At 37.3% G+C, this 24,514-nt stretch carries 28 protein-coding genes and 1 tRNA gene; 1 reads left to right on the top strand and 28 read right to left on the bottom strand.

Annotated features, from left to right (window positions below; translation table 11 throughout):
- Window positions 1-60: 60 nt before the first annotated feature.
- The 9 genes from BZZ03_RS01230 to BZZ03_RS01270 form a co-directional block, all read right to left on the bottom strand.
- On the bottom strand, window positions 61-1,374 hold the full coding sequence (locus BZZ03_RS01230) for an FtsW/RodA/SpoVE family cell cycle protein (RefSeq protein WP_019293734.1): 1,314 nt from the start codon (window positions 1,372-1,374) through the stop codon (window positions 61-63).
- Window positions 1,375-1,478: 104 nt separating this feature from the next.
- Window positions 1,479-2,084: a TVP38/TMEM64 family protein gene (locus BZZ03_RS01235; RefSeq protein ID WP_019291660.1), complete on the bottom strand. Its 606-nt coding sequence runs from the start codon at window positions 2,082-2,084 to the stop codon at window positions 1,479-1,481.
- 17 nt (window positions 2,085-2,101) lie between these two features.
- On the bottom strand, window positions 2,102-2,497 hold the full coding sequence (locus BZZ03_RS01240; RefSeq protein ID WP_019291661.1) for a CvfD/Ygs/GSP13 family RNA-binding post-transcriptional regulator: 396 nt from the start codon (window positions 2,495-2,497) through the stop codon (window positions 2,102-2,104).
- Between the two features lies 1 nt (window position 2,498).
- Window positions 2,499-3,089 carry a peptidylprolyl isomerase gene (locus tag BZZ03_RS01245; RefSeq protein WP_086582139.1) on the bottom strand — a complete coding sequence of 197 codons (591 nt, stop codon included), beginning with the start codon at window positions 3,087-3,089 and terminating at the stop codon, window positions 2,499-2,501.
- A gap of 61 nt (window positions 3,090-3,150) precedes the next feature.
- Complete coding sequence (locus BZZ03_RS01250) at window positions 3,151-3,954, bottom strand: Cof-type HAD-IIB family hydrolase (RefSeq protein ID WP_061413357.1); 804 nt, start codon at window positions 3,952-3,954, stop codon at window positions 3,151-3,153.
- An 80-nt stretch (window positions 3,955-4,034) separates the two neighbouring features.
- A complete protein-coding gene (locus tag BZZ03_RS01255; RefSeq protein WP_086582141.1) occupies window positions 4,035-4,670 on the bottom strand; it encodes a response regulator transcription factor in 636 nt (211 codons plus the stop codon).
- 17 nt (window positions 4,671-4,687) lie between these two features.
- Window positions 4,688-5,668, bottom strand: coding sequence for a sensor histidine kinase (locus BZZ03_RS01260; RefSeq protein WP_019291664.1), 981 nt, complete (start codon window positions 5,666-5,668; stop codon window positions 4,688-4,690).
- A complete protein-coding gene (gene liaF / locus BZZ03_RS01265; RefSeq protein ID WP_019291665.1) occupies window positions 5,665-6,282 on the bottom strand; it encodes a cell wall-active antibiotics response protein LiaF in 618 nt (205 codons plus the stop codon). Before liaF ends, BZZ03_RS01260 begins: the two co-directional genes overlap by 4 nt.
- Window positions 6,283-6,347: 65 nt before the next feature.
- Window positions 6,348-6,686, bottom strand: a complete 339-nt coding sequence (locus BZZ03_RS01270; RefSeq protein WP_017369035.1) for a metal-sulfur cluster assembly factor — start codon at window positions 6,684-6,686, stop codon at window positions 6,348-6,350.
- Between the two features lie 188 nt (window positions 6,687-6,874).
- On the opposite strand from BZZ03_RS01270, the gene BZZ03_RS01275 reads away from it, so the two are divergent.
- Window positions 6,875-7,405, top strand: coding sequence for a TetR/AcrR family transcriptional regulator (locus tag BZZ03_RS01275; RefSeq protein ID WP_086582143.1), 531 nt, complete (start codon window positions 6,875-6,877; stop codon window positions 7,403-7,405).
- A gap of 44 nt (window positions 7,406-7,449) precedes the next feature.
- On the opposite strand, the gene BZZ03_RS01280 is transcribed toward BZZ03_RS01275, so the two are convergent.
- From BZZ03_RS01280 to trxA, 19 genes are all read right to left on the bottom strand, one after another.
- Window positions 7,450-8,619 carry a MalY/PatB family protein gene (locus BZZ03_RS01280; RefSeq protein ID WP_086582144.1) on the bottom strand — a complete coding sequence of 390 codons (1,170 nt, stop codon included), beginning with the start codon at window positions 8,617-8,619 and terminating at the stop codon, window positions 7,450-7,452.
- Between the two features lie 49 nt (window positions 8,620-8,668).
- Window positions 8,669-10,720, bottom strand: coding sequence for a maltose/glucose-specific PTS transporter subunit IIBC (malX, locus tag BZZ03_RS01285; RefSeq protein WP_086582145.1), 2,052 nt, complete (start codon window positions 10,718-10,720; stop codon window positions 8,669-8,671).
- An 87-nt stretch (window positions 10,721-10,807) separates the two neighbouring features.
- The gene (locus tag BZZ03_RS01290) at window positions 10,808-11,554 is read right to left on the bottom strand and encodes a MurR/RpiR family transcriptional regulator (protein ID WP_086582147.1); all 747 of its coding nucleotides are present in this window, start codon (window positions 11,552-11,554) and stop codon (window positions 10,808-10,810) included.
- 154 nt (window positions 11,555-11,708) lie between these two features.
- Window positions 11,709-12,662 carry an alpha/beta hydrolase gene (locus BZZ03_RS01295; RefSeq protein ID WP_086582149.1) on the bottom strand — a complete coding sequence of 318 codons (954 nt, stop codon included), beginning with the start codon at window positions 12,660-12,662 and terminating at the stop codon, window positions 11,709-11,711.
- Window positions 12,663-12,904: 242 nt separating this feature from the next.
- Window positions 12,905-13,477, bottom strand: a complete 573-nt coding sequence (locus tag BZZ03_RS01300; RefSeq protein ID WP_086582151.1) for a hypothetical protein — start codon at window positions 13,475-13,477, stop codon at window positions 12,905-12,907.
- Between the two features lie 227 nt (window positions 13,478-13,704).
- On the bottom strand, window positions 13,705-13,941 hold the full coding sequence (locus BZZ03_RS01305) for a hypothetical protein (protein WP_061413375.1): 237 nt from the start codon (window positions 13,939-13,941) through the stop codon (window positions 13,705-13,707).
- A gap of 144 nt (window positions 13,942-14,085) precedes the next feature.
- Complete coding sequence (locus BZZ03_RS12330; protein WP_016170978.1) at window positions 14,086-14,211, bottom strand: hypothetical protein; 126 nt, start codon at window positions 14,209-14,211, stop codon at window positions 14,086-14,088.
- Window positions 14,212-14,403: 192 nt separating this feature from the next.
- Complete coding sequence (gene rplS / locus BZZ03_RS01310) at window positions 14,404-14,754, bottom strand: 50S ribosomal protein L19 (protein WP_004258564.1); 351 nt, start codon at window positions 14,752-14,754, stop codon at window positions 14,404-14,406.
- Window positions 14,755-14,847: 93 nt separating this feature from the next.
- Window positions 14,848-16,233 carry a sensor histidine kinase gene (locus BZZ03_RS01315; RefSeq protein WP_086582153.1) on the bottom strand — a complete coding sequence of 462 codons (1,386 nt, stop codon included), beginning with the start codon at window positions 16,231-16,233 and terminating at the stop codon, window positions 14,848-14,850.
- 9 nt (window positions 16,234-16,242) lie between these two features.
- Entirely contained in the window at window positions 16,243-16,638 is a 396-nt protein-coding gene (locus BZZ03_RS01320) for a response regulator transcription factor (RefSeq protein ID WP_019293741.1), read from the bottom strand.
- Window positions 16,638-17,291, bottom strand: coding sequence for a GTP pyrophosphokinase (locus BZZ03_RS01325; protein ID WP_017369023.1), 654 nt, complete (start codon window positions 17,289-17,291; stop codon window positions 16,638-16,640). The genes BZZ03_RS01320 and BZZ03_RS01325 overlap by 1 nt, the downstream gene beginning before the upstream one ends.
- Window positions 17,292-17,515: 224 nt before the next feature.
- A complete protein-coding gene (gene mraY, locus BZZ03_RS01330; RefSeq protein ID WP_017369022.1) occupies window positions 17,516-18,508 on the bottom strand; it encodes a phospho-N-acetylmuramoyl-pentapeptide-transferase in 993 nt (330 codons plus the stop codon).
- An 87-nt stretch (window positions 18,509-18,595) separates the two neighbouring features.
- Window positions 18,596-20,890 (bottom strand): penicillin-binding transpeptidase domain-containing protein, encoded by a 2,295-nt coding sequence (locus BZZ03_RS01335; protein WP_086582155.1) that lies wholly within the window; start codon window positions 20,888-20,890, stop codon window positions 18,596-18,598.
- Window positions 20,887-21,267 (bottom strand): cell division protein FtsL, encoded by a 381-nt coding sequence (locus BZZ03_RS01340; protein ID WP_019292013.1) that lies wholly within the window; start codon window positions 21,265-21,267, stop codon window positions 20,887-20,889. The genes BZZ03_RS01335 and BZZ03_RS01340 overlap by 4 nt, the downstream gene beginning before the upstream one ends.
- 32 nt (window positions 21,268-21,299) lie before the next feature.
- Window positions 21,300-22,241: a 16S rRNA (cytosine(1402)-N(4))-methyltransferase RsmH gene (rsmH, locus tag BZZ03_RS01345; RefSeq protein WP_004258590.1), complete on the bottom strand. Its 942-nt coding sequence runs from the start codon at window positions 22,239-22,241 to the stop codon at window positions 21,300-21,302.
- A gap of 119 nt (window positions 22,242-22,360) precedes the next feature.
- The gene (locus BZZ03_RS01350) at window positions 22,361-23,530 is read right to left on the bottom strand and encodes a peptidoglycan bridge formation glycyltransferase FemA/FemB family protein (RefSeq protein WP_086582157.1); all 1,170 of its coding nucleotides are present in this window, start codon (window positions 23,528-23,530) and stop codon (window positions 22,361-22,363) included.
- A 60-nt stretch (window positions 23,531-23,590) separates the two neighbouring features.
- A tRNA-Gln gene (locus BZZ03_RS01355) sits at window positions 23,591-23,662 on the bottom strand.
- Window positions 23,663-23,751: 89 nt separating this feature from the next.
- Complete coding sequence (locus BZZ03_RS01360; RefSeq protein WP_004258597.1) at window positions 23,752-23,955, bottom strand: DUF2969 domain-containing protein; 204 nt, start codon at window positions 23,953-23,955, stop codon at window positions 23,752-23,754.
- A gap of 195 nt (window positions 23,956-24,150) precedes the next feature.
- Complete coding sequence (gene trxA, locus BZZ03_RS01365) at window positions 24,151-24,465, bottom strand: thioredoxin (RefSeq protein WP_004258600.1); 315 nt, start codon at window positions 24,463-24,465, stop codon at window positions 24,151-24,153.
- Between the last annotated feature and the right edge of the window lie 49 nt (window positions 24,466-24,514).

The raw sequence follows: 24,514 nt of genomic DNA on the forward strand, positions 1-24,514 counted from the left end.
TGGACTTCTTCATATTGTTGCGGTATTCCACATAAAAAAGCTTTTCCTTGAAAAGCTTTTTTATTTACTTATTCTACGTCTCCCTTTTGGCTTCACTCTTTTATAGGATGAACGAGACAGACGCGCTCTTTTATGTTCTAATTTCTTTCTACCTGCTTCGCGAACTAATACGAACTCAGGCAATTGATTATATTTCATGGAAAGTACGAGCCCTAAACCAATAATATTACTGATCAATGCCGAACCACCTTGTGAAATGAACGGTAAAGGAATACCCGTCAATGGGACCAAGCCAATCGCTGCTCCAATATTTTCAAAGACATGGAACAGAATCATCATAATAATCCCCGTGGATATAAAGATATAGAACTGGTTATTGGATTGAAAAGTCACCCGAATCATACGATAAATCAAGATGAAATAAAGTAAAATGACAAAAGTTGCACCGACAAAACCAAAATCTTCTCCGATAACGGTAAAAATCATATCTGATTCACGGACTGGTACGTTGACATTTGCCACTCCAAATCCATGTCCAAAGAGACCGCCGACACCGATAGCAATCAAAGCACGAGATTGTTGAAGTGAGAATGTTTGTGTGTACTCAAAGGGATGAAGCCAAGCTAAGAAACGATTAACCTGATATTGGCTGAAAACAGTTCCTAAGAGCTCTTGTCCCTTAGGATTCATCACCATAGCTACAACACCCACAGCAACAAGGATAGCTATGAGGAGGACAGGCAAGATAATTTTCCAAGATACCCCTGAAACAAGAATGATTCCCGCTGCAATCACAAGGAAAACCATAAAGGTACCAAAGTCTTTTTGCAAAGCTGCAAGAATAGCAATGGGCACAGTAGCCAAGCCAATTTGTCCAATTAAGATAAAATCATCTTTAAGATAACGTTTTTTCAGTTTGTTTTGAAAGGAAACGACAATCCTTGCTAAAAACAATATATAGGCTATTTTCATGAGCTCCGAGGGCTGGAAAAGGTTGGTGTTATGAAAGGCAACCCAGTTCTTTGCACCTGTCAGCTCATACATCGAAGGGCTGTAAAAGAATATGGGCAGCACCATCAAAATAAGACCAAAACCATACAGAACCGGCGTAAGGTTCCAAAGCAGCCTCGAGTCCATATGCATGACAATTAAGGCTAAAATAACACCGACAATAATCCAAGTCCCTTGTTGTCCAACCATCTTAACCGCTTGTGTCGGATAATCATGACTTACAGCAACCCAAATGGCATAAAGACCGATAACTGTTAAAAGAAAAGCCGGCAGAATAAGCGCATAGTCAATACGACTGTCAAAAGTTAGCTTATTTTTAGGCTGCTTTTTCTTTTTATTTATTGTATTTGTTTTATTATTCAAAATGAAGCTCCATCACTAGAAAGTCTATAGGCTCTATTATACATTATTTATATAAAAATGGTTGCTTTCGCAAAACCATTATTGTTTGTTATTTAAAGTTCTTCTTAGAACAAATTTCCAAGTAAGTTTCCACCGAAGATTAAAGCATACGAATAGAATAAAATCGGTAGTGGCTTACATAAAATCATCACCCAGTTAAAGAATTTCCAACTCATACGAGTCTGACTCGCAATGAGAACCAAAGCATCATCAGGCGCGATTGGTGAGAGAATTAAAAGTAGAAAAGCGATATTAAATCTCTTTTGCCCTTTTTCGAGCCAAGCCATATACTTATTGTAGGTTTTCTCTTTAACAAAGACCTGAACTAAGGACTGTCCATACTTTCGACCAAGATGGAAAAGTATCACTGAGCCAACAACGATCCCGACATAATTGTAAACAAACCCCCAGAAAGGCCCAAATATTAAGACCCCTGCTGCAATTGTTAATCCTCCCGGAATAATCGGAATAATTACTTGAATAATTTGCATACAGAAGAAAATTATCGGACCAAGCAAAGCATGCGCTGTTACTAGACGTTTCAAAATTTCTTGATCTTGAAAAGCCCCGAGATGCCAGAGGTAAACACTACCAACAATAGTAGCAATAAAACCCAAAATTGTAATCACGTTAAAAACTCGTTTGGTATATTTTAAGACATTGTTGTTCATCTTCACCTCGTGTGGATTTAGTTTGCTCTTTCTTTCAGATATTTTTCGCCTTCTTCAATCCAAAGTTCTCTTTTCTCAGCTAAACTTTTAAAGCCAATCTTATTACGAGAATCTGTGAATCGTTTTTTACGATAAAAGTAATGATTTTGTGGATTTTCTTCGAGACTGCGAATGGAGAGACTGACTTTACCATTGTACTCATCAATATCTATTATCTGGGCTTTTACATGTTGCCCTACTTTGATAACTTCTCGAATATTTTTGACGAAACCTGACTGAACTTCAGAAATATGAATCAAGCCTTTATGTTCAGTATTTTGACGGTCCGCAAACTTTACAAAAGCACCATAATCTTGGAGCCCGATTATCTCAGCAGTGACTTTATCACCAATTTTTACGGATTTATCAATCATTTTATTTCTCGATAATTTCAATATTTTCGATGATTACATCGTCAACTGGACGATCTTGCATTCCGACACGTACAGCGGCAATTTTATCTAAAACTTCAAATGATTTTTCATCTACAAGTTGGCCAAATACTGTGTGACGCCCATCCAGATGCGGTGTTCCACCTTGAGTGTAGACTTCAGCAACTTCTTCAGGCCAACCACCATCAATCAAGGCTGATTTTGGATAAGGGAGGTTTTGGTTTTGAACAATGAAGAACTGGCTTCCATTTGTATTTGGTCCAGCATTGGCCATTGACAAGGCACCACGAATGTTGAAGGCATCTTGTGAAAATTCATCTTCAAATTTTTCACCATAGATTGATTCACCACCCATACCTGTTCCTGTTGGGTCGCCACCTTGAATCATAAAGTCTTTGATAATACGGTGGAAAATAATACCATCGTAGTATCCTTTTTTGCTGAGTTCAACAAAGTTTTTAACAGTTTTTGGAGCAAGCTCGTCAAAGAGTTTCACAGTCATATCCCCATGATTAGTATGGATGATTGCTGTTGTTCCATCATATGCTTCAAGATTAAGTTGTGGGTAAGTCATTTGTTTCTCTTTTCTAAATTTTATCAAAAATCTCGTAGATGAGACTTTCATTTTTGTAAGTTTAATCGATGAGTTGAAGTGTACGCAAAGCTTTTAAAATACCATCATTCTGTACTGTATCCGTGACATAGTCTGCTTTTTCCAAAATGAGAGGATGTGAGATTTTCATAGCCACCGAAAGTCCAGCCAAATCAAAAAGCTCCTTATCATTAAGCTCATCGCCAAAATTCATCATATTTTCTGGTGCAAGACCGAGATATTCTAATACTTTCATACAACCATTGGCTTTACTCCCTAAAACCGGAACAATATCGGAAGAATTCGGGTGCCATCGTACCATTCTTACTTTTTGAGCCAAACGTTGAGGCAGTCGAAGTCTTTGATCATGTTCAGAGATTGTAAGGAGTTGAAAAACATCATGCTCTTTGTAGTAATCTGGTTTAACTTCGAGTACGCCATAATCAGCGGGAATAACGCTCTCAGTTAATCCTTCCCATTTTGAAGCTTTTAAGTTCTCATTTCCTACAAAAAGATATTCAGCACCTTCACTCTTTAGCCAAGACACTATTTCATCAACTGTTTTTTTGTCCAAGGGATTTTTGTAAATAATCTCCTGCGCCTGGTTTTGCACCAAAGCACCATTAATCGTTACAAAAAAATCAGGATTTAAATTGCGGATTTCAGGGAGAACATTATAGTAATTTCGTCCTGTCGCAATACCTGTTTTTATTCCTTTTTGGCGTAAAGTTTCAAAGATAAAGGGTAAGCTTTCGGGGATATAGCCTGTTTTTAGGTCACGTAAAGTATCATCAATATCGAAAAAAATAATTTTGATTTTTGAAGCTTTTTCGATTAAATCTTTCATGACTCTATTATACCAGATATAGGTTATTTTCGCTATTGTACATACAATTAGGGATGATGATTTCTACTTTTTAAAATTTTTTACTGATCGACCAGTTTGTGTTGGATAGCATAAATTGTTGCTTGCGTCCGATCATTCACTTCTAATTTATTAAAGATGTTAGAGACATGTGTTTTAACTGTTTTAAGACTTATAAATAGTTGATCCGCAATCTCCTGATTAGAAAGCCCATGGGCTAATATTTTCAAAACTTCCATTTCTCTTTTTGAAAGATTGTCATACAATTCAGGTTTTCGATGCTTTTGTTGATTGATTTTTTCTTTAACCGCTCCCGACAAAACATCTTGCCCGCTCGCAACTTTACGGATAGCACTGGCAATTTCGGCAGCCTGAGAAGTTTTGAGAATATAGCCTTTTGCCCCAGCAGCCAAAGCTGGAAAGACTTTTTCATCATCTAAAAAGCTCGTCAAAATCAAAATCTTCTGTTCTGGCATTTCCGCTAAGATTTTTTGCGTCGCCCCAATGCCATCTAGACGGTCCATAACCAAATCCATCAGAATGACATCTGGTTTTAAATTTTTTGCTTTAAGATAGCCTGATTCGCCATCCGCTGCCTCTCCTACGACTTCAATATCGGGCTGAATATTCATAAAGCTAGAGAGCCCTAAGCGGACCATTTGATGATCATCAACAATTAATAATTTTATTTTATCCATTTTTTCCTTTTAACTTCTTATTGGTTCACTTGTGGAATGCGTATCTCGACACTTGTACCTTGATTTGGCGCACTAATAATTTTAACATCCCCACCGAGCAAAAGCGCGCGCTCTTTTATATTGACCAGACCATAGCTGGCTGATTTACTGTCTCGTGTATCAAAGCCGACACCATCATCTGCTATTCTAAGAATAATATTGTCATACTGCTCTTTTAGAACAACTTCAATATTATCAGCTTGTGAATGCCGTAGTGCATTGCTCAGAATTTCCTGTGCCATACGGAAGAGGTTATCTTCAATGTTAGATGAAGCTTGAATATCACTGAGTTTCACATTAATATTGGCGGATATCTTTGCTTGTAATTCATCCGTTAAGGAATTTAAACCTGCCGAAAGGGACTTGCCGTCCAATTCAATAGGTCTTAAATGCAACAATAAGGCTCGCATCTCATTTTGTGCTTCATGCAAGATTTTTAAAACTAAACGTGTTTGCGTCAAAATTTGATCTTGCGTGAGATTAGAGTTTTCAGCTTCGCTACCCGTTACAGAAGAGAGAATCATCGTTGCGGCAAAAAGTTCTTGACTGACCGAATCATGAAGCTCACGTGAAATACGTTTTCTTTCCGTTTCCACAATTTCTGCTTTATTTGCTGATTTTTGACTTGAGAGTTCTTGAAGTTCGACAGACATCTCTTTTAAGCGCAAATGAAGAGCCTTCAATTCCGGATGCTCCGGTTCTTGATTTTGACTCACACGCTGGATATCTTCATAAAAATCTCTCTTAATTTTGCTGTTTTCCAAAAAATTGAAAAAAGTAAAAACTAAGGCCAATAATCCTGCTACCGAGAGAAAAATCCAAATACCATAAAAATTATTCGCAATCTCCCCCATAATACTTGCTGTTGAAACACCGCTTGTGATTGAAAACAATAGCACATCAACCAAAACAATAATGATAAAAAGGACGGTAAAGGTTTTAATGATTGATTTCTTCATCCTTTCACCACCTCAACATTTCCTGTTTCAACCTGGAGTTTAATACGCATCCGTTTTTGCGTATCTTCTGTCATATCTGAGAAATAACGAAAATTTACAGGGTTAATTTCGGTCTCTTCATCAAAAATCTTGACAATGCCATTGTGTACCGTAATTTCTAAAGCTACGGCAACATCTTCCGGCACGATAATTTTAGTATTTCCTGCTGATTTTTTAATGCTCAAGCTGTTTCCTTCAGGCCTAAAATTGACATCGTAGAGATCAATCACATCATTTCCATTTGCCCGTGTGATGTCTTCCTGACTCTCCGCATAAGCTTGGCTATAAGAAGAATTTGGCATCGTGTAGGCTTGCCTTTTCCAAAAACTAATCCCAACCAAAAGAGGAAAGAGAAGAGCAAGCCAAAACCATCCAGCTGTCAAGAGCATTACTGCAAAGAAAATCCAGAGCACAGCTGTGACAGGACGGAGAAAGGTTATTTTACGTGACAATATACTGAAAGATATAGCTAAAGCAAGCAATACAAGAAAGTACGGTGATTTTATAATATGCAAAAGCAAAGCAACTATGATACAAAGCTCTATAACAATAAATGTTTTTATCCGTCTATTCATACCTCTATTCTACCAAAAAAAGACCGCTCTATGCTCGGTCTTTGGTCTTATTTTGAAATTTCTATTTAGCGAATCCCTAAAGCGATACGAGCATAGCGGCTCATTTTATCTACTGTCCATGCTGGATACCAGACGAGGTTGACTTTGATTTCAGTTACTTCTTCAACTTCTTTGAGCGCATCATGAATTTGATCAGTCAAAACGTCTGCTAGCGGACAACCCATTGTTGTCAGTGTCATTTTAACTTCAGTAAACCCATTGTCTTCAAAGGAAATTTCATAGACCAAGCCCAAGTTAATGATATCAATACCTAGCTCAGGGTCAATAACAGTCTCCAAGGCTGCTAAAATCTTTGTTTTAATTTCTTCTATTTGTGTATCAGAATATTTGCTTTCTTCACTCATAAATTTCTCCACATTTTCATTGTAAAATCTATTTGACATTGTTATTCTATCATATTTTTAAAAATTTGACGAGAAGAGTAGAAGATAATTTATAAATCATTTTATAGACACAACGTCTAAAAATTGTTATAATTATGGTGATATAAAGTTTTAAGACAGCACTTGCTGTGTAGGGAAAAGGATACACTGTGGAGAATAGAAAAGAACGTACAAAAGCGCGTCTTCGCGATGCAATGACTCAACTTTTACATGAAAAGCCATTTGATCAAATTACAACCACTGAGCTTGTCAAAGTTGCAAAGATTAGTCGGAGCGGATTTTATACGCATTATCAAGACAAGTATGAAATGATTGATCAATATCAAAAAACATTGATCAACACAATTCAATATGTCTTTGAAAAAAATGATGGTGACTTGCAAAAAACAATGCTTGAAACCTATGAATTTTTAGATAATAACGAAATCTACGCAGCCCTGCTTTCTGAGAACGGCAGCAAGGAAATCCATCAATTCATGCAAGCGAAGTTAAAAAGTATGATTGAAAACTCAATTATTCCAAGAGATTCAAGAAGAAATAGCCTCGGTCGCTTAGGTAAAATTTATGCTGCGACTTATTATGCTAATGCTATGTTTGGTCTTACACAGGCCTGGATTCGTCGTAAGCGTAAAGAAACGCCTGAAGAAATTACAAAAATACTCAGTAAGCTTATCAACTAATTAATTATCCAAAAAATATCCAAACCCTATGTTTGGATATTTTTTTATAAAGCTTGAATACTTTTAAGTAGTCTTTCGAGTCCATCTTTTACCTTGGCTCGTGAACAGCCAATGTTTAGTCGGAGAAAGTTCCTTCCTTCCTGACCATATACTTCTCCATCCATAATAGCTACTTTTCCTATGTTGATTAATGCTTGTTGTAACTTATCCATAGGAACACCCTGTTCTGAAACATCAAGCCACAAAAGGTAAGTTGCTTCTGATTCGATAAGCTTTATTTTTGGCAAATACTCTTTTAAAAAAGCGCGCGTGAAGTCTACCGTATCGTCCAAATAACTATTCAGCTCTTTTAGCCATATATCCGATGTCCGATAAGCTACAACCGTTGCTTCCATTCCTAAAATGCTGCAAGAGGAAAGCCCATCTTTTTCCTTTAAATGTTGACAAAATTCTTCACGAAGGTTCGCATTAGGAACTAATAAGTAGGAAAAAATCAATCCTGGAAAATTAAAGGTTTTGCTTGCAGATGTTAAAAGAGCAATATTTTCTGTACCGTATTGCAAAATCGGGTGGTGTTGCTTATCCTTGCGTAAAACATCCATGTGAATTTCATCTGAAATTAAGAAGACTTCGTACTTTTGACAAAGCAATACCACTTGTTGTAGCTCTTCACTTGTCCACACACGTCCTGTAGGGTTATGGGGCGAACAAAAGAGAAGGATTTTGTTGTTCGGATGTGCGAGTTTTTCTTCTAAATCTATAAAATCAATCGTATACTTTCCTTCGTTAAAAATCAATGGATTTTCCACACACAAACGATTGTTGGCTGTAATGGTTTTAAAGAAAGCATCATAAGCTGGGGTCTGGACAACAACACCTTCTTGGGGCTGAGACTTGATTTCAATCAACTGAGAAAGAGAGTAAATCACACTTGGGCTATACAAAATCCAGTCCTCCTCAATCGCAAAATCAAACTGTTTTTGATACCACGCAGAGACAGCTGATTTGAAATGTTTGTGATTCCAACGCGTATATCCGTAAATCGGATGTTGAATCCTCTTTTGCAGTGCCTGATTAACCGTCTCTGGGATAGCAAAATCAGTATCTGAAATGGTAAAAGGCAATAAATCTTTCTGACCAAAACGATCTTCTACAAAATCCCACTGTGTACAAAACGTTCCTTTTCGCTCAATTATTTTATCAAATTCTGTCATATCAATAAATGGTAAAACAAGACGTTTGTCTTGTTTTACTGTTCTCCTTCTAAATCAAATTGTCCAATGCGTTTCGGACAGTCGTTACTTTCGTTCCAATAATAACTTGAACACTTGTATCATCTAAATGTACGACTCCTAAAGCACCTAAATCTTTAAGCTTGTCATCTTCAACAAGGTCACCATCATTTAAAATCAAACGGAGACGTGTAATACAGTTGTCGAGTGTGACAATATTCTCTTTTCCACCCAATGCAGCTAAGATTGCTTCGGCATTATATCCAGATGTATTGCCTCCATGTGCTATTTCTTGCTCTGAATATTCCGGTTCGAGTACAGCTTCACGTCCTGGTGTTTTCAAGTTTTTCCATAGGATAACCTTTTTAAATGTGAAGTAGTAAGCCGCAAACCAAAAGGCACCCACGAGAGGAATCAAGAACCATTGTGTATATGAGCCTTGCATTACCCCAAAGATAAGGAAGTCGAGCACGCCACCATCTGTATTACCAATTTTTACGCCTAATAGGCTGACAATCATTGCCCCTAGACCAGTCATAATCACGTGGAAAATCCAAAGGAAAGGACTGATAAACAAGAAGAGAAACTCAATTGGTTCTGTTATCCCTGTTACAAAAGTAGCAATCACACCAGAAATCAGGAGCCCTTTGACTTTTGCTCGATTTTCTGGTTTTGCTGTACGATACATGGCAAGAGCTGCTGCTGGGAGCCCAAACATAAACGTTGGCATTTTTCCTTGAGACAAGAAAGCTGTCGCAGAGCCGGAAATTGGTAAACGATTTGCTAATTCGGCATAGAAAATGTTTAAAGCACCGTAAACTTCATGTCCATCAATGAGCGCTGTTCCACCAGCCTGAGTAAAGCGAATGGTTGCAACAAGAATGTGATGTAAACCAAAGGGTAAAAGCAAACGTTCGCCAGAGAAAAAGAGAAATGGCCCAAAAATACCTGCACGTTGAATCAAGTTGCCGACTTGCTGGATAAGAAGGGCAAACAGTGGCCAAATGACAGGAATCGCGAGACCTACCAAAGCCATAATTAAGGCAGTAATAATTGGTACAAACCTTGATCCGCCAAAGAAAGCAAAACTATCTGAAAGTTGAATGTTGTAAAATTTCTTGTGGAGGTTGTAAACAATAATACCAGTAATGATACCTCCAAGAACACCCATTTCGATAGTTTGGACACCCAAAGCCATACCTTGCCCAGCCTTTTGCATGAGTTCAGGATCAGCAAGCTGTCCACGTTCAGTCAAAAAGAAGTTGATAGAAAGATTCATAACCATATAGCCAACGAATCCTGAGAAAGCTGCTACACCTTTTTCTTTCTTAGCTAAACCGAGAGGAATAGCCATAGCAAACATCACGGGTAAGTTACTGAAGGCAAAACCACCAATGGCTGAAAAGAAACGAAAGACTACTTGCAGTACTTCGTTTCCTAAGAAAGGAAAAGCATCAATAGTAGATTGACTCGAAAACGAACTTCCTAGCCCTAAAAGAAGACCCATAAAAGCCATTAAGGCTACAGGGAGCATAAAAGTTTTACCTAATTCTTGGAAGAAACCACCTAGGGCAAATTTTTTCTTTTTCTTGGCTTGTGGCACTTTAGTTTTTATTTCGGTACCTTTAGCCAAAGCTTTTCCTATTGGTGAACCTCCTTTTACCTTTCCTGAGGCACTGATCGTCATACTCTTTAATTTTTCTGCTGTATTTGTAATAACAACAATGGCTGTTTTTTCAAGTCCCGCATCTTCGACTGCTCTCCAATTCACGCGCCCAATTACTTGGCCCGCTTTAACAGCTTCCTCTTCTTTGATGGTAAACTCAAATACTGCCTTATCCAGACTGACCGTATCAATACCAATATGAAGTAATACCTGCAAATCATCTGCAGTACTAAATCCAGCAGCATGTCCTTGAACCATTCTTACTGTACCAGAAACTGGTGCATAGATTGTTTCACCTGTTGGTTCTACAGCATACCCATCTCCCATTGTTTTTTCAGAGAAAATAGGGTCATTAACATCCTGCAATGGGATAATTTCTCCCTCAAAAGGAGAATAGAGGTTTTTTTGGTTACTCATCTTTTAACCTACCTTTATATTTTTGTTGTAAGTTAATATTACCACAATGTAAAACGCTTTCACAAAAATTACTAAAAAAACACCTTCTCATTTGAAAGTATTTTTTTTAATGTGTAAAATTCCACGATAAGTGTAGTAAAGTGATTGCAAAACCAAAAGTAAAGGTGTCTTATCGGTCGTGTCATATCCATTTACTTCTTCCTTTTGTGTTAAGCAATAAAGAGGGATATCAGCTATTTGTACCAAACTATTTTCAGTTAAATTGGTAAGGCTAATCAATTTATGATTTCTGGATTTGGCCAGTTCTGCTAATTCCAAAACAGAAGGTGTTTCCCCAGATAAAGAAACAAAAAAGAATACTTCATGAGAAGAGCTTAAAATCTTCTTTTTCATTTCCTGCTGATATTCATAAAATTGAAATTTATCATCGAGAGCAAAGAGACTTTTTACATACATCTTCGTCAGAAGGCCTGTTTGATCTAGCGCATAAAAATTTACACTCTTGGCTCTTTGCATTAGCTGCACAACCTTCATTTCTCTTTCTTTATCGATTAGATCAAAGTTTTTTAAAAGAATATGCTTATGTGCATTCATACTTTCAGGAGTTGTAAGCTCCTGTTTGAGGTTAATCTTAAATTCAGAGAAATTTTCATAGCCTAATTTTTTACAGAAACGAGTTATTGTATTGGGCACAGTGTAAAATTTCTGTGATAAAATAACAATCTTGGTCTGACTCACCGCTTCTTTATTTTTCAAGATGTAGTCTACCAAGTCTTCTTCCAACTCTGTTAACTTATTCTCTTTATTTTTTACGCGTTCCTGAAAACTCAGCATATTTATCCTCTTCTTTGACTTTTTAAGCCTTTCACTTATCTTTTATTCTACCATAGTTTCTTTTTAAAATAAAAACGCTTAAATATGTCAAATCATGCAGCATAATTTTCCACAAAAAAGAGCCTATCTTATAGACTCCTTTTATCTCATTATCTTATTTACTGTTTTTTTCGTTGATCCACTCAGTGGAGAGGGTCATCGCAGCACGTGTCGCATTAGTATCATTCATTGAATTCACCATAACAAAGTCATGGATAATGGCTTGGAAACGCACTTGAGTTACTTCCACTTCAGCTTCTCGCAATTTACGTGCATAAGCTTCACCTTCATCTCGCAAAACATCGGCTTCACCAGTAATAATCAAAGCAGCAGGTAAATCTGTCAAATCTTCTTTCGTCGAACGAAGCGGTGAAGCTGTGATTTGATTACGTTCTTCTTCGCTTGTCGTATATTGATCCCAGAACCAGATCATTCCTTCTTTAGTCAAAAAGTAGTTTTCCGCAAATTCATTGTAAGAATCCGTATCAAAATTGGCATCTGTTACGGGATAATACAAAACTTGTTGTCCAATCTTTTGACCGCCTCTTTGTTTAGTCAAAAGTGTCATCACAGTGGCCATATTTCCGCCAACAGAATCTCCAGCTACAGTGAGATGATTTACATCAAATTTCTTATCGTTAGAAAAATCTTTTAGCTGTTGTAAGACAGCGTAGTTTTGCTCAATAGCCGTTGGGTATTTGGCTTCGGGTGACAGGGAGTATTCAGGAAAAACCACAACGGAGTTGGTCCGTACGGCAAGCTCACGAATTAGTTTATCATGTGTATGTGCATTGCCAAAAACCCAGCCTGCTCCGTGGATATAAAAGATTACAGGTAATTTCTTTTCTTGATTAAGGGGGCGAATAAATCTGACATTTATTTCCCCCCAGTCTCCTGTATCAACAGCGACATCTTCAATATCAACGTCTTCCTTTACGACTGGAGAATCCTGAACTTCATTTAATAAGCTTCTTCCCTCTTCTACTGGTAGTTCATAAATACGAGGATGGGGCGCATTTGCTTCGCTAAATTCTAGCGCAGCTGTTTCTAAGGAAATTCTTTCTACCATTTTATACCTCCAAAAATACTTTTTATTATCTTTTCTTAAAAGATAATTTTTTATTGCAAGGACAAAATCCAGTAAAATCAAAGATTTCTTCATAGTTCTTGAACTACGTTAATTTTCTGAATATTATTTTAATAACATTTTATAATTTAAAGTTAGAGAAAACAAGAAATTGATATCGGAAAATACTTTCGTTCTTATTCAGACGATTTGCTCGTAAGGTAAATAAAAAGGGGAACCCCCTTTTATTTAACAGTCGTTTCCCCAGTTACTTTAACTTGTTCTTCGCTAGGAAGTTTGTTATAAGCATCCAACAACTCTTGATTTTTAAAGATAAGATTTCCATCAATCATTGCTTCTCCATCAACACCTTTCCCAGTTTGACCATGGAAGCCTTCAGCATTTACTTCAACATCTCCCTTAACTGTACCATTTGAAATATAGAACTGTGGAGAATTTACTTCAAGTTTTTTTATAGTAAGTGTATAGCGATCTGTAACCTTACGGTCTGCATCTTGCGTATAAAGGGCTAATTTACGTGCTTCTTCGCCCTCTTTATTTTTAAAGTCGCCTTCAACATTCAAGGTTTTGTCTGATGCATCTAAGTCTTTATTAATGGCCGCAATCCAAGCGCCATCCTTCGAAAGTCCTTTAGAAAGGGTATCAAAATTATCTGTGCCTGCAGTTGCCCCAGCAAACACTTCAGCTGATTGTTCAGTTTTTGTTTCTTCTGATTTTTTTTCACCAGATCCACAAGCTGTCAAAACTCCCAATGACAAAGTTGATACAGCTAACAATGAGAGAAGTTTCTTATTCATAATATACCTCGCTTTTCTTTTTCTTCATTGTAGCATACACAATTGTTCCATTCAAGAAAACGCTTCCTTGATTTATGAGATTGTTTTGTTCAATTCATTTTTCTAAATAATTTAACTCCCTCTTTTTTCCATAAAAATAAGGGCTATTAAGCCCTTAGAAATATATTTACATGCCTTTATTATTACTAACATCTGCTCCAGACTAAAGTAAATAGTACAGATGTATATTAAACTGAACGAGGCAAGACAAATGCTAGGATTAATCCCAGAAACCAGAAACCAAATATCGTAGCCAAAAAAACACCGAATATTTGTCCCCCAGATAAGCCCCGAGAACTGGCAATTTTGACGGGCAAAAAGAAAATGAGAATTGCGATGACTAACACAAAGAGAGCCAACCAAAAATTTGCTGGTGCACTGTTCCAAATCTCTTGTAGACTTGAGTTAATATTTTCAAAATTCATTTTTTCTCCACAGTTTATTAACGCTTTTATTTCATTTTTTATACGATTAAGAATACATAAAATTTATGAATCCTTGTAGGCGTATTATAACAGCCGTTCCTATTATTTTCAAGCTTGTTTTACCGCTATTTAGAAAATTAAAAATTAGTGTAAAACTGTATAAACTGCTGTTAAGGCTTGCACAGCAAGTATGACCACTATTGGCGACATAATAACCAGAACAACAAGCCCTGGACCTGATAACCATTCTTTATCTTTATTTTTTCGCATATTCGTCTCCTTTATCATTCTATAAATCATTTGATACTGGATATCGTTAAATAACTTCAAACTTCATAGACATTAAATCCATATACCACTAGAGGCAATGAATATTATAGCATAAAATTTATCGTTTCTACTTTTGCAATAAAATAAAACAAAAAGAAAAACCGCTCAACAGAGCGGTTAGACAAGTCAAAATTATTTACGACGTTCTGGGATACGAGCCGCTTTACCTTGCAATGCACGCAAGTAGTAAAGTTTAGCACGACGCACACGACCGTGACGGATAACTTCGATTTTTTCAACACGTGGAGTGTGAAGTGGGAAGATACGTTCTACACCAACACCGTTTGAGATTTTACGAACAGTGTAAGTTTCTGAGATACCAGAACCTTTACGTGCAATAACAACACCTTCGAACATTTGGATACGTTCGCGAGTTCCTTCGACAACTTTAGCGTGAACACGTACAGTGTCTCCAGCGCGGAATTCAGGGATATCTGAACGAAGTTGACCTGCATTGATAGAATCGATCAATGAAATAGACATTTTTTTCTCCTTTTGCTCATCAATAAAGCCATTGGCCCAGCGGATAAACAGTTTTATTTATGCCAAATTGGCACTTATAACATTCTACCAAATTTATGCTTTCTTTTCAAGAGCTTTCTTTGGCATTTTAGTAAAAGTCATTGTAAAAGTCGTTTGGTGTTCATCACTTTCAACAGATACCTGCCCTTGGTGTTGTTCGACTATCGTTTGGACAATCGCTAAACCAATTCCATGAACACCACCAGCACCTTTATAAAAACGCTCGAAGATATGCGGCAAGGTTTCAGGATCAATTCCACTGCCATCATTAGCTACCGAAATAATCACTGCCCCATCTTTTTTTGTACAGGTAAGTACAATTTCTGTTTCGACATACCGCATAGCATTGGAAACAAGATTGCTTATGGCGCGCCGTAACGCTTTATAATCACAAGTAAGCATCACCGCTTTTTTATCAAAAACGGTTGTGAGTTTAATGCCTTTTTGCTCAGCAAATATCTCTTGCTCTTTGGCAATATCTTTCATGATTAGACGAACATCTTGGTAAACAAGCTCTTGATGCACACTTAGGCTGTCTAAGCGTGAGAGAGTTAGAAGATCTTCTACTAGCTCACTCATACGATCGGTCTCATAAAGTATTGTTTCACTTGCCTTTTTGGGGTCCATCACCTCATAGGAAATCCCCTCAGCATAACTTTTTATTGCCATTAAAGGGGTCCGAAGTTCATGCGAGGCATTTTGAAAGAAGAGTTTTTGGTTTTTATCGTTATGATCCAATTGCCGAGCAGCAACATTCATATTATGTGCTAAAGTAGCCAACTCGCGGTCCTGAAAGGTTCCTTGATATTCGGTAAAATCTCCTTGGCCAATACGTGTCGCAAATTTCGCTAAAATTGATAGAGGCTTAATCAAGCGCTGCGTTACAAAAGTAACGGCTAGACTAAGGATGACAATGACAGCTAGGGCAACAGAGACCAAGAACAGGTTAACCGAGTTTGTAAAATTAATAATCCCGGTGATATCCACATATAGGACTTGATACTCTCCAGAACTTTGACGAATGGTTTCAATATAAAAGGTACTTCCTGACGTATCCAGACGATAATTTTTTACCTTACTCAGTGGAACTTTTTGATTTTTTAAAGCTTGTGCGATATTATTTGCTGTATCTCTCTCAAAGTTACCAACTTTTTCCAAATCCTGTACTTCATAATTATCATTGATATTAAAAGCAACGGGGTGAGTATTAAAGCTTCCACGAGGTGCATCTTCTAAGTCCGCAGAGGTACTTCCTGAGGGTGGAGTAACTTGTGCTTGATAAATCCTGACTTGAGATAACTGCCGTGAGGCCGAATTGCTAATATAGCTGTTTATCAAGATATTAAAAATGAGGATAATCCACAGAAAAGCAAAGAAGACAAAACCAATATTTGTCAGAAGCAAGCGCGTCTTGATGCTGAGAGGTTTTCTCCTAATCATCATCGCTCCTTACTCTGCTTCTTCATTTTTTTGTTTTTCAAACTCGATTCGACGGAAAATAGCTTTAACACGCATCACCAACTCCATCGGACTGAAAGGCTTAGTGAAGTAATCATCACTGCCCAAATCCAATCCTGTCGCATAGTCTAAGTCACTGTCTCGAGCTGTCAACATAATAATGGGTACGATACTTTGTGCACGTAAAGCTTTCAAGATTGTAAATCCGTTAGAGCCAGGCATCATCACATCTAAAATAACAAAATCACTTGGCTCTTCATTAAAACGCTCTAAGAGTTGATCACCAGTTGAGAAGTCCTCTACTTTAAAATCTTCTTTTTCCAAAAAAGCTTTGATTGCTAAGCGAATATTATCATCGTCATCCGCAATATATATTGTTTTACTCATTATATTTCCTCCTCATTAATCATGTCTACCAGTTCATGAATCAAATACATTCGATTATCTAATGCGTGAATCTGCTCAGCACATACTTGCAATTCATTACTTAAGTGATCTGGCATTTCACCGCCGTATTTGTAGCGAACCTTATGTTCCAATGTCGCCCAAAAGTCCATTGCCGATGTGCGCAGTTGTATCTCAACACGACGAGCTTCATTATTAAAAAGCGGGCCAAGATTAACTTCTAGTATCATATGATAAGAACGATAACCACTCGGCTTTGGATGATTAAGATAATCTTTTTCACTGATCACATTGAAAGCTTCTTGATTTTTAATGATTTCTACGATTTCATAAATATTTTTGGCATAAGCACATATAATTCTTACACCGGCTATATCTGAAAGATTTTTTTCAGCTGCTTCTGCCGTTACAGGTAAGGCTTTTTTCTTCAACTTGCCTGCAATACTTTCTGGTGATTTAATTCTTTGCTTGATATGTTCTATCGGGTTAACAGGTTCATAAGCATTGTAATAAGCATTAAGATTAGAAAGCTCTGTCATGATGACTGCCAAAGCACATTCATATTTCACCAAATTTCGCTTGAGTTTCTCAAACTCTTCAACTTCAAAGCGGGTCGTTTTTATTTCTTTATTCATATTCATTTCCATTCTTGAAAGAGTTTTCACATATGTCTATTATACCAGAGGCTGCGAAATTTATCAGCTTTAGAAACTACTCTGTTTCCCTTCCCACTTACGGTTGCAAATAAAATGAAAGGAGCGTAGGCTCCTTTTAAGATAATTAAAATTATACAATTATAATCTTAAAATGCACTCAACTTAAATAGAGGACAAAAAAAGAGGAAATATCTCCCTCTTTTTTATATATTAAAATAAATGACTAAAGCTAAAATAGATAAAAGTGCTGTCACACACCAAAAGACAATATCAATCTTCCATTCACTCCATCCTTTTCCTTTACCAGAGAAGCCACCAAGTTCAAAATGATGGTGAATCGGCGTCATACGGAAAATACGTTTACCATGTGTTACTTTAAAGTACGAAACCTGCATCATAACAGAAACGGTTTCTAAGATATAGATAAAGCCAATCAAAAGGAGCGTCCATTCGACATGTAAAAGAATCGAAACGATGGCGATAAAACCTCCTAAACCAAGGCTGCCCACATCTCCCATAAAGATCTTTGCTGGTTTGTGGTTGAAGAAAAAGAAAGCAATCAAACCACCAATGACAGAAAGAATGATAAGTAGGACATCATATCGTCCTTGAGCAGCTGCAATTACAGCATATGCGCTGAGAGAGATAGCCACTGTGATACTGGCTAAGCCATCAATACCATCTGTAAGATTCACAGCATTTGACCAACCTACAAGCCAGAAGATAATGAAAACTGCAAAAAACCATCCTAAATCAATTTTCCAACCCAAGATATTAAGTACATTTGTACTATCCACCTGCATCAGGATAAGATAAGAAACAATACCTGTGGCTATTTGGGCTAAGAGTTTATGACTGGCTTTAAGCCCGCCATGATTTTTTTGGCTAAAGATTTTCATGAAGTCATCTAAGAAACCAATCAGAGAGTACATCGCTAATACCCACCATGCTGTGATGAACATAGGAGTAAATTGTGCAAAAATCAGAGCAAATACTGCTGAAACTAGGAGGGCTGCAACTACAAATACAAGACCTCCCATGGTTGGTGTGCCTGACTTACTTGCATGTTGTTTTACTTCTTCAAGAGTGGGTTGTCCCCCAAGTTTTTTCTTATGAAAAAACATAATAAAGCGTGGTATTCCAATTGCGGTCAAAACCAACGCGACTAGAGCTGCTAAAAATGCAGTGATTAACATAGTGCCTCCGACTGTTACTTAGAAACTTTGTTTCCTTTATTTATAGAGCTTACTCAGCTCAAAATTGAAAGAGGCGAAAATTTTCGCCTAATTCATTGTGACTGTGATTGTTTGATTGTCTTTAAGTTTGGTTCCCATTCCCACACTTTGTGTGTTCACATGGTCGCCAGAACCTTGATATTCAATTTTCAGATTGTACCATTTTGCGAGTTGCTCAACTTGTTCTTTAGACCATTTAAACATATCTGGCATGATATGATCGCCATCAGTAAGAAGCATGACAGGTGTATTTGCCCCAACTTCTTGCCCTTTAGCTACAGATTGTTTGGTTACTTTTGTCCCTTGACCAATCACAATCGGTGCTAAAAGATTACGACGTAGACTATCTGAAACGTTACCTGGAGATTTCCCTGTGTAATCTTCGAGAGTAACTTTTCCAGCCTTCAGACCTGAAGTATCTTGTGGAGCTGCTTCTTGGTTTTTTATTTGCTCTGCGCGCGTAATCAAAGAATTAGCAACATCTGAGATATAAGTCAATGACCAAGTGCTTGATGGAATTTTGATATTCATATAGAAAATGAAATCTGGATTCTCTGGTGGATACATGGCAACTGCAGAATAAATATTATCTTGCATTCCCTTCATATAGCCACCTGTATCCGATGCAATCTGTGCTGTACCTGTTTTGACAGCCATTGTATTGCCATTAACCATGAAGAGCGGGCCAGGTTCATGCCCTTGCGATTCTACTGTCAGATAAGAAGTTCCCCATGTTGGGTCAGTATTAACACCTACCATCAAATCTTTTGTTTTATTTATCGCATCTTCGGACACCGGACGTCCAACAACTTCTGCCTTACTTTGCAAATAGGTATTTTTATCTTTGTCTACAATTTTATTCACAACATGAGGTTCAAGCATTTCTCCTTTATTTGCAAAGCTTGTCCAACCACGTAGAAGTTGAATTTGTGTTGTACTGATACCTTGCCCAAATGAAGATTGAATTTGAGATACTGGGTTATCGTCAGGAAGAGCACCAAACTGTTCTCCACCCATCCCAATACGGGTTGGAACACCGAATTTAAAGCGGCGCAAGTAGCTATCCCAGAGGTCGCTACCCATATTTTGAACAATCCGTGTCATTCCAGCATTACTAGACATCATGAACCCTTGAGCAAAAGTAACTGTTGATGGAAGTTTAAAAGTTCCATCTTCGCTTTCATTGGCATCCCAGTCATTAATAACGACATCATAGAGATTGACACGACGGAAGTAAGAGGCATTCAGATCCACTTTATTACTGTCCAAAGCTGAAGCCATCAAGAAAGTTTTCATAACAGAACCAGGTTCAAATTGTGACTGGTAAAGCATGCTGTTCTCTGTGAAATGTGGCTGTTCCCGCGCTGCTTTATCATTAAAGTTATTGGCGGTAATTGTTGGACGCTGTGTTGTAGCCAAGATATCACCCGTGTGTGCATCCATCAGTGTGGCAGAAAGTTGCTGACCACCTGACTTTTCTACAGCTGTATCCATCAGTGATTCAAGATTACCTTGCAAACGGGCATCTAAGGTTGTATAAAGATCTTGACCATTTTTTACCTGCTTGCTTACTGTTGTTGTTCCTGGTAAGGGGCGACCATAACGGTCTTTCTCATAAGTTTCCTCACCATTTGTACCGCTGAGAACATCATTAAACGAGGCTTCTAAGCCGTTGATTCCAACCAAACCAGAGGCAGAATCCCCAGGCGTTTTCAAAGAAGCTATACCTACAAATTGTGAAGCGTAATTTGGTTCTGGATAAGAACGTGTCAAGTTAGGTGTGAAACCAATACCTACTAATCCAGCATTCTCTGCATCTTTTTTTATCTTTTCCATTTTAGCGAGAGGAATCTTTGTTCCTGCCGAACCAAATTGGACTTGAGCTTTTCCAGAATTGAGTTGTTGCTCAATCAAATCCTTGTCAATTCCCAATTCTTTATTAAGAAATTCTGTAACTTTCGGAAAGTCAGCCTCATCAACATAGAGCTTATTATTGTTATTGTCGACTTGTGTCTTATCGAGCACAGCATAAATCGTGTAATCACTTGCATCAACTGCAAGTGGCACACCATTTCGGTCAAAAATTGTGCCTCGCTTAGCATAAACAGTCGTTGTGTTTAAATAGTTCGTCTTAGCCATTTCGGAGATGTTTACACCACCGATTTGATTCACTGTAATAATCCAGACAAAGCGAAATATAAAAATCGCAAACAGAGCAATAGCTACTACAAATAGACTTTTACCTACATGTTTACGATTTTGTTCAGGTCTTTGATGACTTTTTTTCGCTTTTTTCGAAATACGTCTGAAAGGGAGAGTAATTATTCGAAAAATATTTTTCATTTTGTCGCTTTCAATACATTATCAGAATTGTAGGAGATACCATACTTATCCGTAACTTTTTGTAATTTGTCTTGGGATGTTAACTCCTGAATTTTCTGGTCATACTCAGAATTTTTTTGCTCTTTAACAGTAATTTGACTGTTATAGTGCAAGGTACTACTTTCAATTTCTTGCGTTTTTGTTTGAATGAAGAGTTGAGTAACCGCAAGCATCAAGGCTACGACTACCATAGAAAGATAAAATACTTTTTCAACCCCAGAAAATCTTTTGAACTTTTTGGCCAAAACTTCTGGTGCTAATGAGTCTTTTGAAATCGCATAGCTGTCCTTTTTGGCCGCTGTCTCAATGTCAAAATATTCTTTAGGTTGCGCTGCCATATTTTTCTCTCCTCTCTCCTTTTTCATCAGTTTTAATCTTTTTGTTTTTCAGCCACACGAAGCTTAGCACTGTGCGCTCTATTGTTAAAAGCAAGTTCTTCTTCACTCGCAAGAACGGGCTTACGATTGACTAACTTGAGTTTTGCTTCCATATCTTTCGGAATCATAGGAAGTCCTTTCGGCACGTCAACTGTGCTGTATTCTTTAAAAATTGTTTTCGTTAAACGATCCTCTAAAGAATGGAAAGTAATCACACTTATTCGTCCAGAAACGTTAAGCAGATCAATCGCTTCTTCTATTGATTCTTCAGCTGCTCCTAGTTCGTCATTTACTTCGATTCGGATTGCTTGAAAAATACGCTTGGCAGGATGGCCTTTTTTCTTGAGCTCTTTTTGAGGAAGTGCTGACTTAATGATATCCGCCAGCTCTGTCGTCATTTCAATAGGTTGAAGCTTACGTGCTTGTTCAATCTTTCGAGCAATTTGCTTTGAAAACTTCTCTTCACCATAGCGGTAAAAGATGCGTACTAAATCCTCATAAGGATAGTCATTTACAACTTCATATGCAGAAAGTGCTTGAGATTGATCCATTCTCATATCTAATCGTGCTTCCTTCTTATAAGAAAAACCACGTTGGCTGTCATCAAACTGTGGGCTTGAGACACCTAAATCATAAAGAATACCATCAATTTTTGTAACTCCTAAGTCTGCAAGACTTGAACGTAAGTAGCGGAAGTTACTCTTTATCAATGTCACCTTGTTTTCTGCCAAAGCAGCTTTAAGACGAACCTTTGCATTTTCGTGGGCAGTATCATCTTGGTCAAATGCGTAGAGATGACCTGTTGTCAACTTACTCAAAAGATACTCACTGTGACCTGCACCACCAAGAGTTGCATCCACATAGATGCCATCAGGTTTCACCTCAAGCATATCAACAGTTTCGTGTAGCATTACAGTATCATGCTTGAATTCCATGTTTACAAGTTTACAGGCGAAAAACGCCATCCTTCCCTAATAGCTAATATTCATTATAACATTTTTCTCCAAAATGTATAGTGGTTTACAATATATTGTAAACTTTTTTTCTCTTGTTCTTAATGTTTGGTCTTTCGACGCATATACATGGCGTTTGCCATTTTATAAAGAAGTTTACTTACAGGGAGGTCAAACTCGCCTACATATTCCTCAATACGTGGATTGAAGTGCTTTTTAAACTTCAATAATCCATCTTTTTCGGAAAGGGAATTTTCAAGGCCACCCATATTCAAAGTATTTGCTCCATTTTCAAATGCATGTTGAATTGTTTCAAACCATACTAGATAAGAAGGATAATATTTTTGGAATGCTGTATCTGTCCCAGCATAAAGGGTTTCAGCAGCGCCAAAAGCATTGATAGATAAAGTTCCTGCTACCGGAATAATCTCTCCTTTTTCTGCGATAAACTGCGTAATGTCCGCAACGTTTTTCTCAGCAATAGCAAGTTCTTCAGTTAAAGTTTTTAAGCGTTTTTCATTTTTGGCTTTTGCTTGATTATCTTTAATCTTTTCAACATTTGCTTCCATATCTTTTTTTACCTTAGCCATATTAAATTTTACTAAAGTAATAAAAGCATTCGAGCCATAAGTGTCTAAAAGTTTTGTATAATAATCAGCATTACGAAGACTTACGTTTTTACGTGCTTCTGTCTTCTTCATCAATTCAGCAAAAACAGGAACTAACTCCTTTCCACCAAAAGTAACTTCTGGATAAGAATTGCGTGCTTTACGAATAAATTGACGTGTTTTTTTATCTAAATTTTCTTCTGAAAAATCTTCTTTATAAATGACAGCATTGTAACGAGGCTGAATCGTATCATGCATTTCTGTAGTACGTCCAGTATACTCAACACCTGCACTTGTTAAATTCGTCAGAAGATCATATGCATCGTCAAATTTGTAAGCCGGATCAAACTTGATAAAAAGTGCTTTTTGACTTTTACCAAATTTTTTCAATTCTAACAGAACAAACTTTAATAAAGCTTTATCTGTATAATCCATCAAAATTCCGCGTGGGATATAAAGCATTGTGAATCCCAATGGAAGGGGGCGAATCAAGACCAAGCTACTTGCAACCAGCTTATCATCTTGATAAAATCCAATGATTTCCGATTTCCAACTGCTTTTGATGGTCGCCCATTTTGAGGTTTGTAAAAGGTTTGGCATACCAGAGGCAGCAACAAACTTGTCATGTAGTTGAGGATCGAGTCCAATTTTTACTGTGTACATATCTCTATTCTATCAAAAATTATTAAAAAAAACAGGCTCAGTTTGAACCTGTTTGACCAACTGGGGTAGCTGGATTCGAACCAACGCATGAGGGAGTCAAAGTCCCTTGCCTTACCGCTTGGCTATACCCCACTGTCTATCTTTCGACAACAGTAAATATTTTATCAAAATCATGAGAGGATTTCAAGGATTAACTCTAACCTCTGAGATATAAAATAAAATTAGGCGCCTAAATTATAGGCTTTGATTGCTTCTTCCATGGCATCTGCAAAATTTCGGGTAACCGCCAGTTCTTTACCAGAAGCCACCACAACAAAACTACCATTTTCTTCATTAATATCAGCGATGATTTTTTTACCTGATTTGACTTGAACACCTGTTTTTGTGTCAATAACTTCAATTTCTGTATCTTTTTTCTTCGACATCATCAGTCTCCTTTATCCTTCATATCTAGAGATTTCCATCTCAACTTTTCAATGATACCATTTTGCCGAGTTTTTGTCACGCTGTTTTCGTTCATGTGAGTCTTCCATTTTAATTGCACTGTACCTTATTGTCAAACATAACCAATAATTTGAAACAAAAAAAGGAATACCCCAAGAGGCATTCTTTTTATTTTCTTATGAAAGTTCCGCTACAATTGCCTTCAATTGAGCTTTTGTTTGAACACCGACAACTTGTTTCACCATTTGACCGTCTTTAAAGAAGATCAAAGTTGGAATGCTCATAACGCCAAAAGCTTGAGGTGTTTCAGGATTTTCATCAACGTCTAACTTACAAATTTTAAGTTCAGACTCGTCAAGTTCTTCTCCTAATTGTTCAAGAATTGGAGCTTGCATACGACATGGGCCACACCAAGTTGCCCAAAAATCTACAAGCACAAGTCCTTCTTTAATTTCTTCTTTAAATGTAGCATCAGTAATGTTATATTCCATTTTTCGTTCCTCGTTCTTTATTATGAGTACATTCTAGCGAATTTTTATC

The sequence above is a fragment of the Lactococcus petauri genome (genome assembly GCF_002154895.1).
Classification (GTDB): Bacteria; Bacillota; Bacilli; order Lactobacillales; family Streptococcaceae; genus Lactococcus; species Lactococcus petauri.

Bases quoted from the DNA above. Each gene is read 5' to 3' on its own strand.
- BZZ03_RS01240 (WP_019291661.1), bottom strand. From the start codon at position 2,497: ATGATTGATAAATCCGTAAAAATTGGTGATAAAGTCACTGCTGAGATA.
- BZZ03_RS01300 (WP_086582151.1), bottom strand. From the start codon at position 13,477: ATGAATAAGAAACTTCTCTCATTGTTAGCTGTATCAACTTTGTCATTG.
- BZZ03_RS01250 (WP_061413357.1), bottom strand. From the start codon at position 3,954: ATGAAAGATTTAATCGAAAAAGCTTCAAAAATCAAAATTATTTTTTTC.
- BZZ03_RS01340 (WP_019292013.1), bottom strand. From the start codon at position 21,267: ATGGCAGCGCAACCTAAAGAATATTTTGACATTGAGACAGCGGCCAAA.
- BZZ03_RS01245 (WP_086582139.1), bottom strand. From the start codon at position 3,089: ATGACTTACCCACAACTTAATCTTGAAGCATATGATGGAACAACAGCA.
- malX (WP_086582145.1), bottom strand. From the start codon at position 10,720: ATGAGTAACCAAAAAAACCTCTATTCTCCTTTTGAGGGAGAAATTATC.
- BZZ03_RS01335 (WP_086582155.1), bottom strand. From the start codon at position 20,890: ATGAAAAATATTTTTCGAATAATTACTCTCCCTTTCAGACGTATTTCG.
- BZZ03_RS01270 (WP_017369035.1), bottom strand. From the start codon at position 6,686: ATGAGTGAAGAAAGCAAATATTCTGATACACAAATAGAAGAAATTAAA.
- BZZ03_RS01260 (WP_019291664.1), bottom strand. From the start codon at position 5,668: ATGAAGAAATCAATCATTAAAACCTTTACCGTCCTTTTTATCATTATT.
- rsmH (WP_004258590.1), bottom strand. From the start codon at position 22,241: ATGGAATTCAAGCATGATACTGTAATGCTACACGAAACTGTTGATATG.
- BZZ03_RS01295 (WP_086582149.1), bottom strand. From the start codon at position 12,662: ATGGTAGAAAGAATTTCCTTAGAAACAGCTGCGCTAGAATTTAGCGAA.
- BZZ03_RS01290 (WP_086582147.1), bottom strand. From the start codon at position 11,554: ATGCTGAGTTTTCAGGAACGCGTAAAAAATAAAGAGAATAAGTTAACA.
- BZZ03_RS01360 (WP_004258597.1), bottom strand. From the start codon at position 23,955: ATGTCGAAGAAAAAAGATACAGAAATTGAAGTTATTGACACAAAAACA.
- liaF (WP_019291665.1), bottom strand. From the start codon at position 6,282: ATGAATAGACGGATAAAAACATTTATTGTTATAGAGCTTTGTATCATA.
- BZZ03_RS01320 (WP_019293741.1), bottom strand. From the start codon at position 16,638: ATGAGTAAAACAATATATATTGCGGATGACGATGATAATATTCGCTTA.
- BZZ03_RS01280 (WP_086582144.1), bottom strand. From the start codon at position 8,619: ATGACAGAATTTGATAAAATAATTGAGCGAAAAGGAACGTTTTGTACA.
- trxA (WP_004258600.1), bottom strand. From the start codon at position 24,465: ATGGAATATAACATTACTGATGCTACATTTAAAGAAGAAATTAAAGAA.
- rplS (WP_004258564.1), bottom strand. From the start codon at position 14,754: ATGTCTATTTCATTGATCGATTCTATCAATGCAGGTCAACTTCGTTCA.
- BZZ03_RS01255 (WP_086582141.1), bottom strand. From the start codon at position 4,670: ATGGATAAAATAAAATTATTAATTGTTGATGATCATCAAATGGTCCGC.
- BZZ03_RS01325 (WP_017369023.1), bottom strand. From the start codon at position 17,291: ATGAATAAAGAAATAAAAACGACCCGCTTTGAAGTTGAAGAGTTTGAG.
- BZZ03_RS01315 (WP_086582153.1), bottom strand. From the start codon at position 16,233: ATGATTAGGAGAAAACCTCTCAGCATCAAGACGCGCTTGCTTCTGACA.
- BZZ03_RS01305 (WP_061413375.1), bottom strand. From the start codon at position 13,941: ATGAATTTTGAAAATATTAACTCAAGTCTACAAGAGATTTGGAACAGT.
- BZZ03_RS01350 (WP_086582157.1), bottom strand. From the start codon at position 23,530: ATGTACACAGTAAAAATTGGACTCGATCCTCAACTACATGACAAGTTT.
- BZZ03_RS01235 (WP_019291660.1), bottom strand. From the start codon at position 2,084: ATGAACAACAATGTCTTAAAATATACCAAACGAGTTTTTAACGTGATT.
- BZZ03_RS12330 (WP_016170978.1), bottom strand. From the start codon at position 14,211: ATGCGAAAAAATAAAGATAAAGAATGGTTATCAGGTCCAGGGCTTGTT.
- mraY (WP_017369022.1), bottom strand. From the start codon at position 18,508: ATGTTAATCACTGCATTTTTAGCAGCTCTAGTCGCGTTGGTTTTGACC.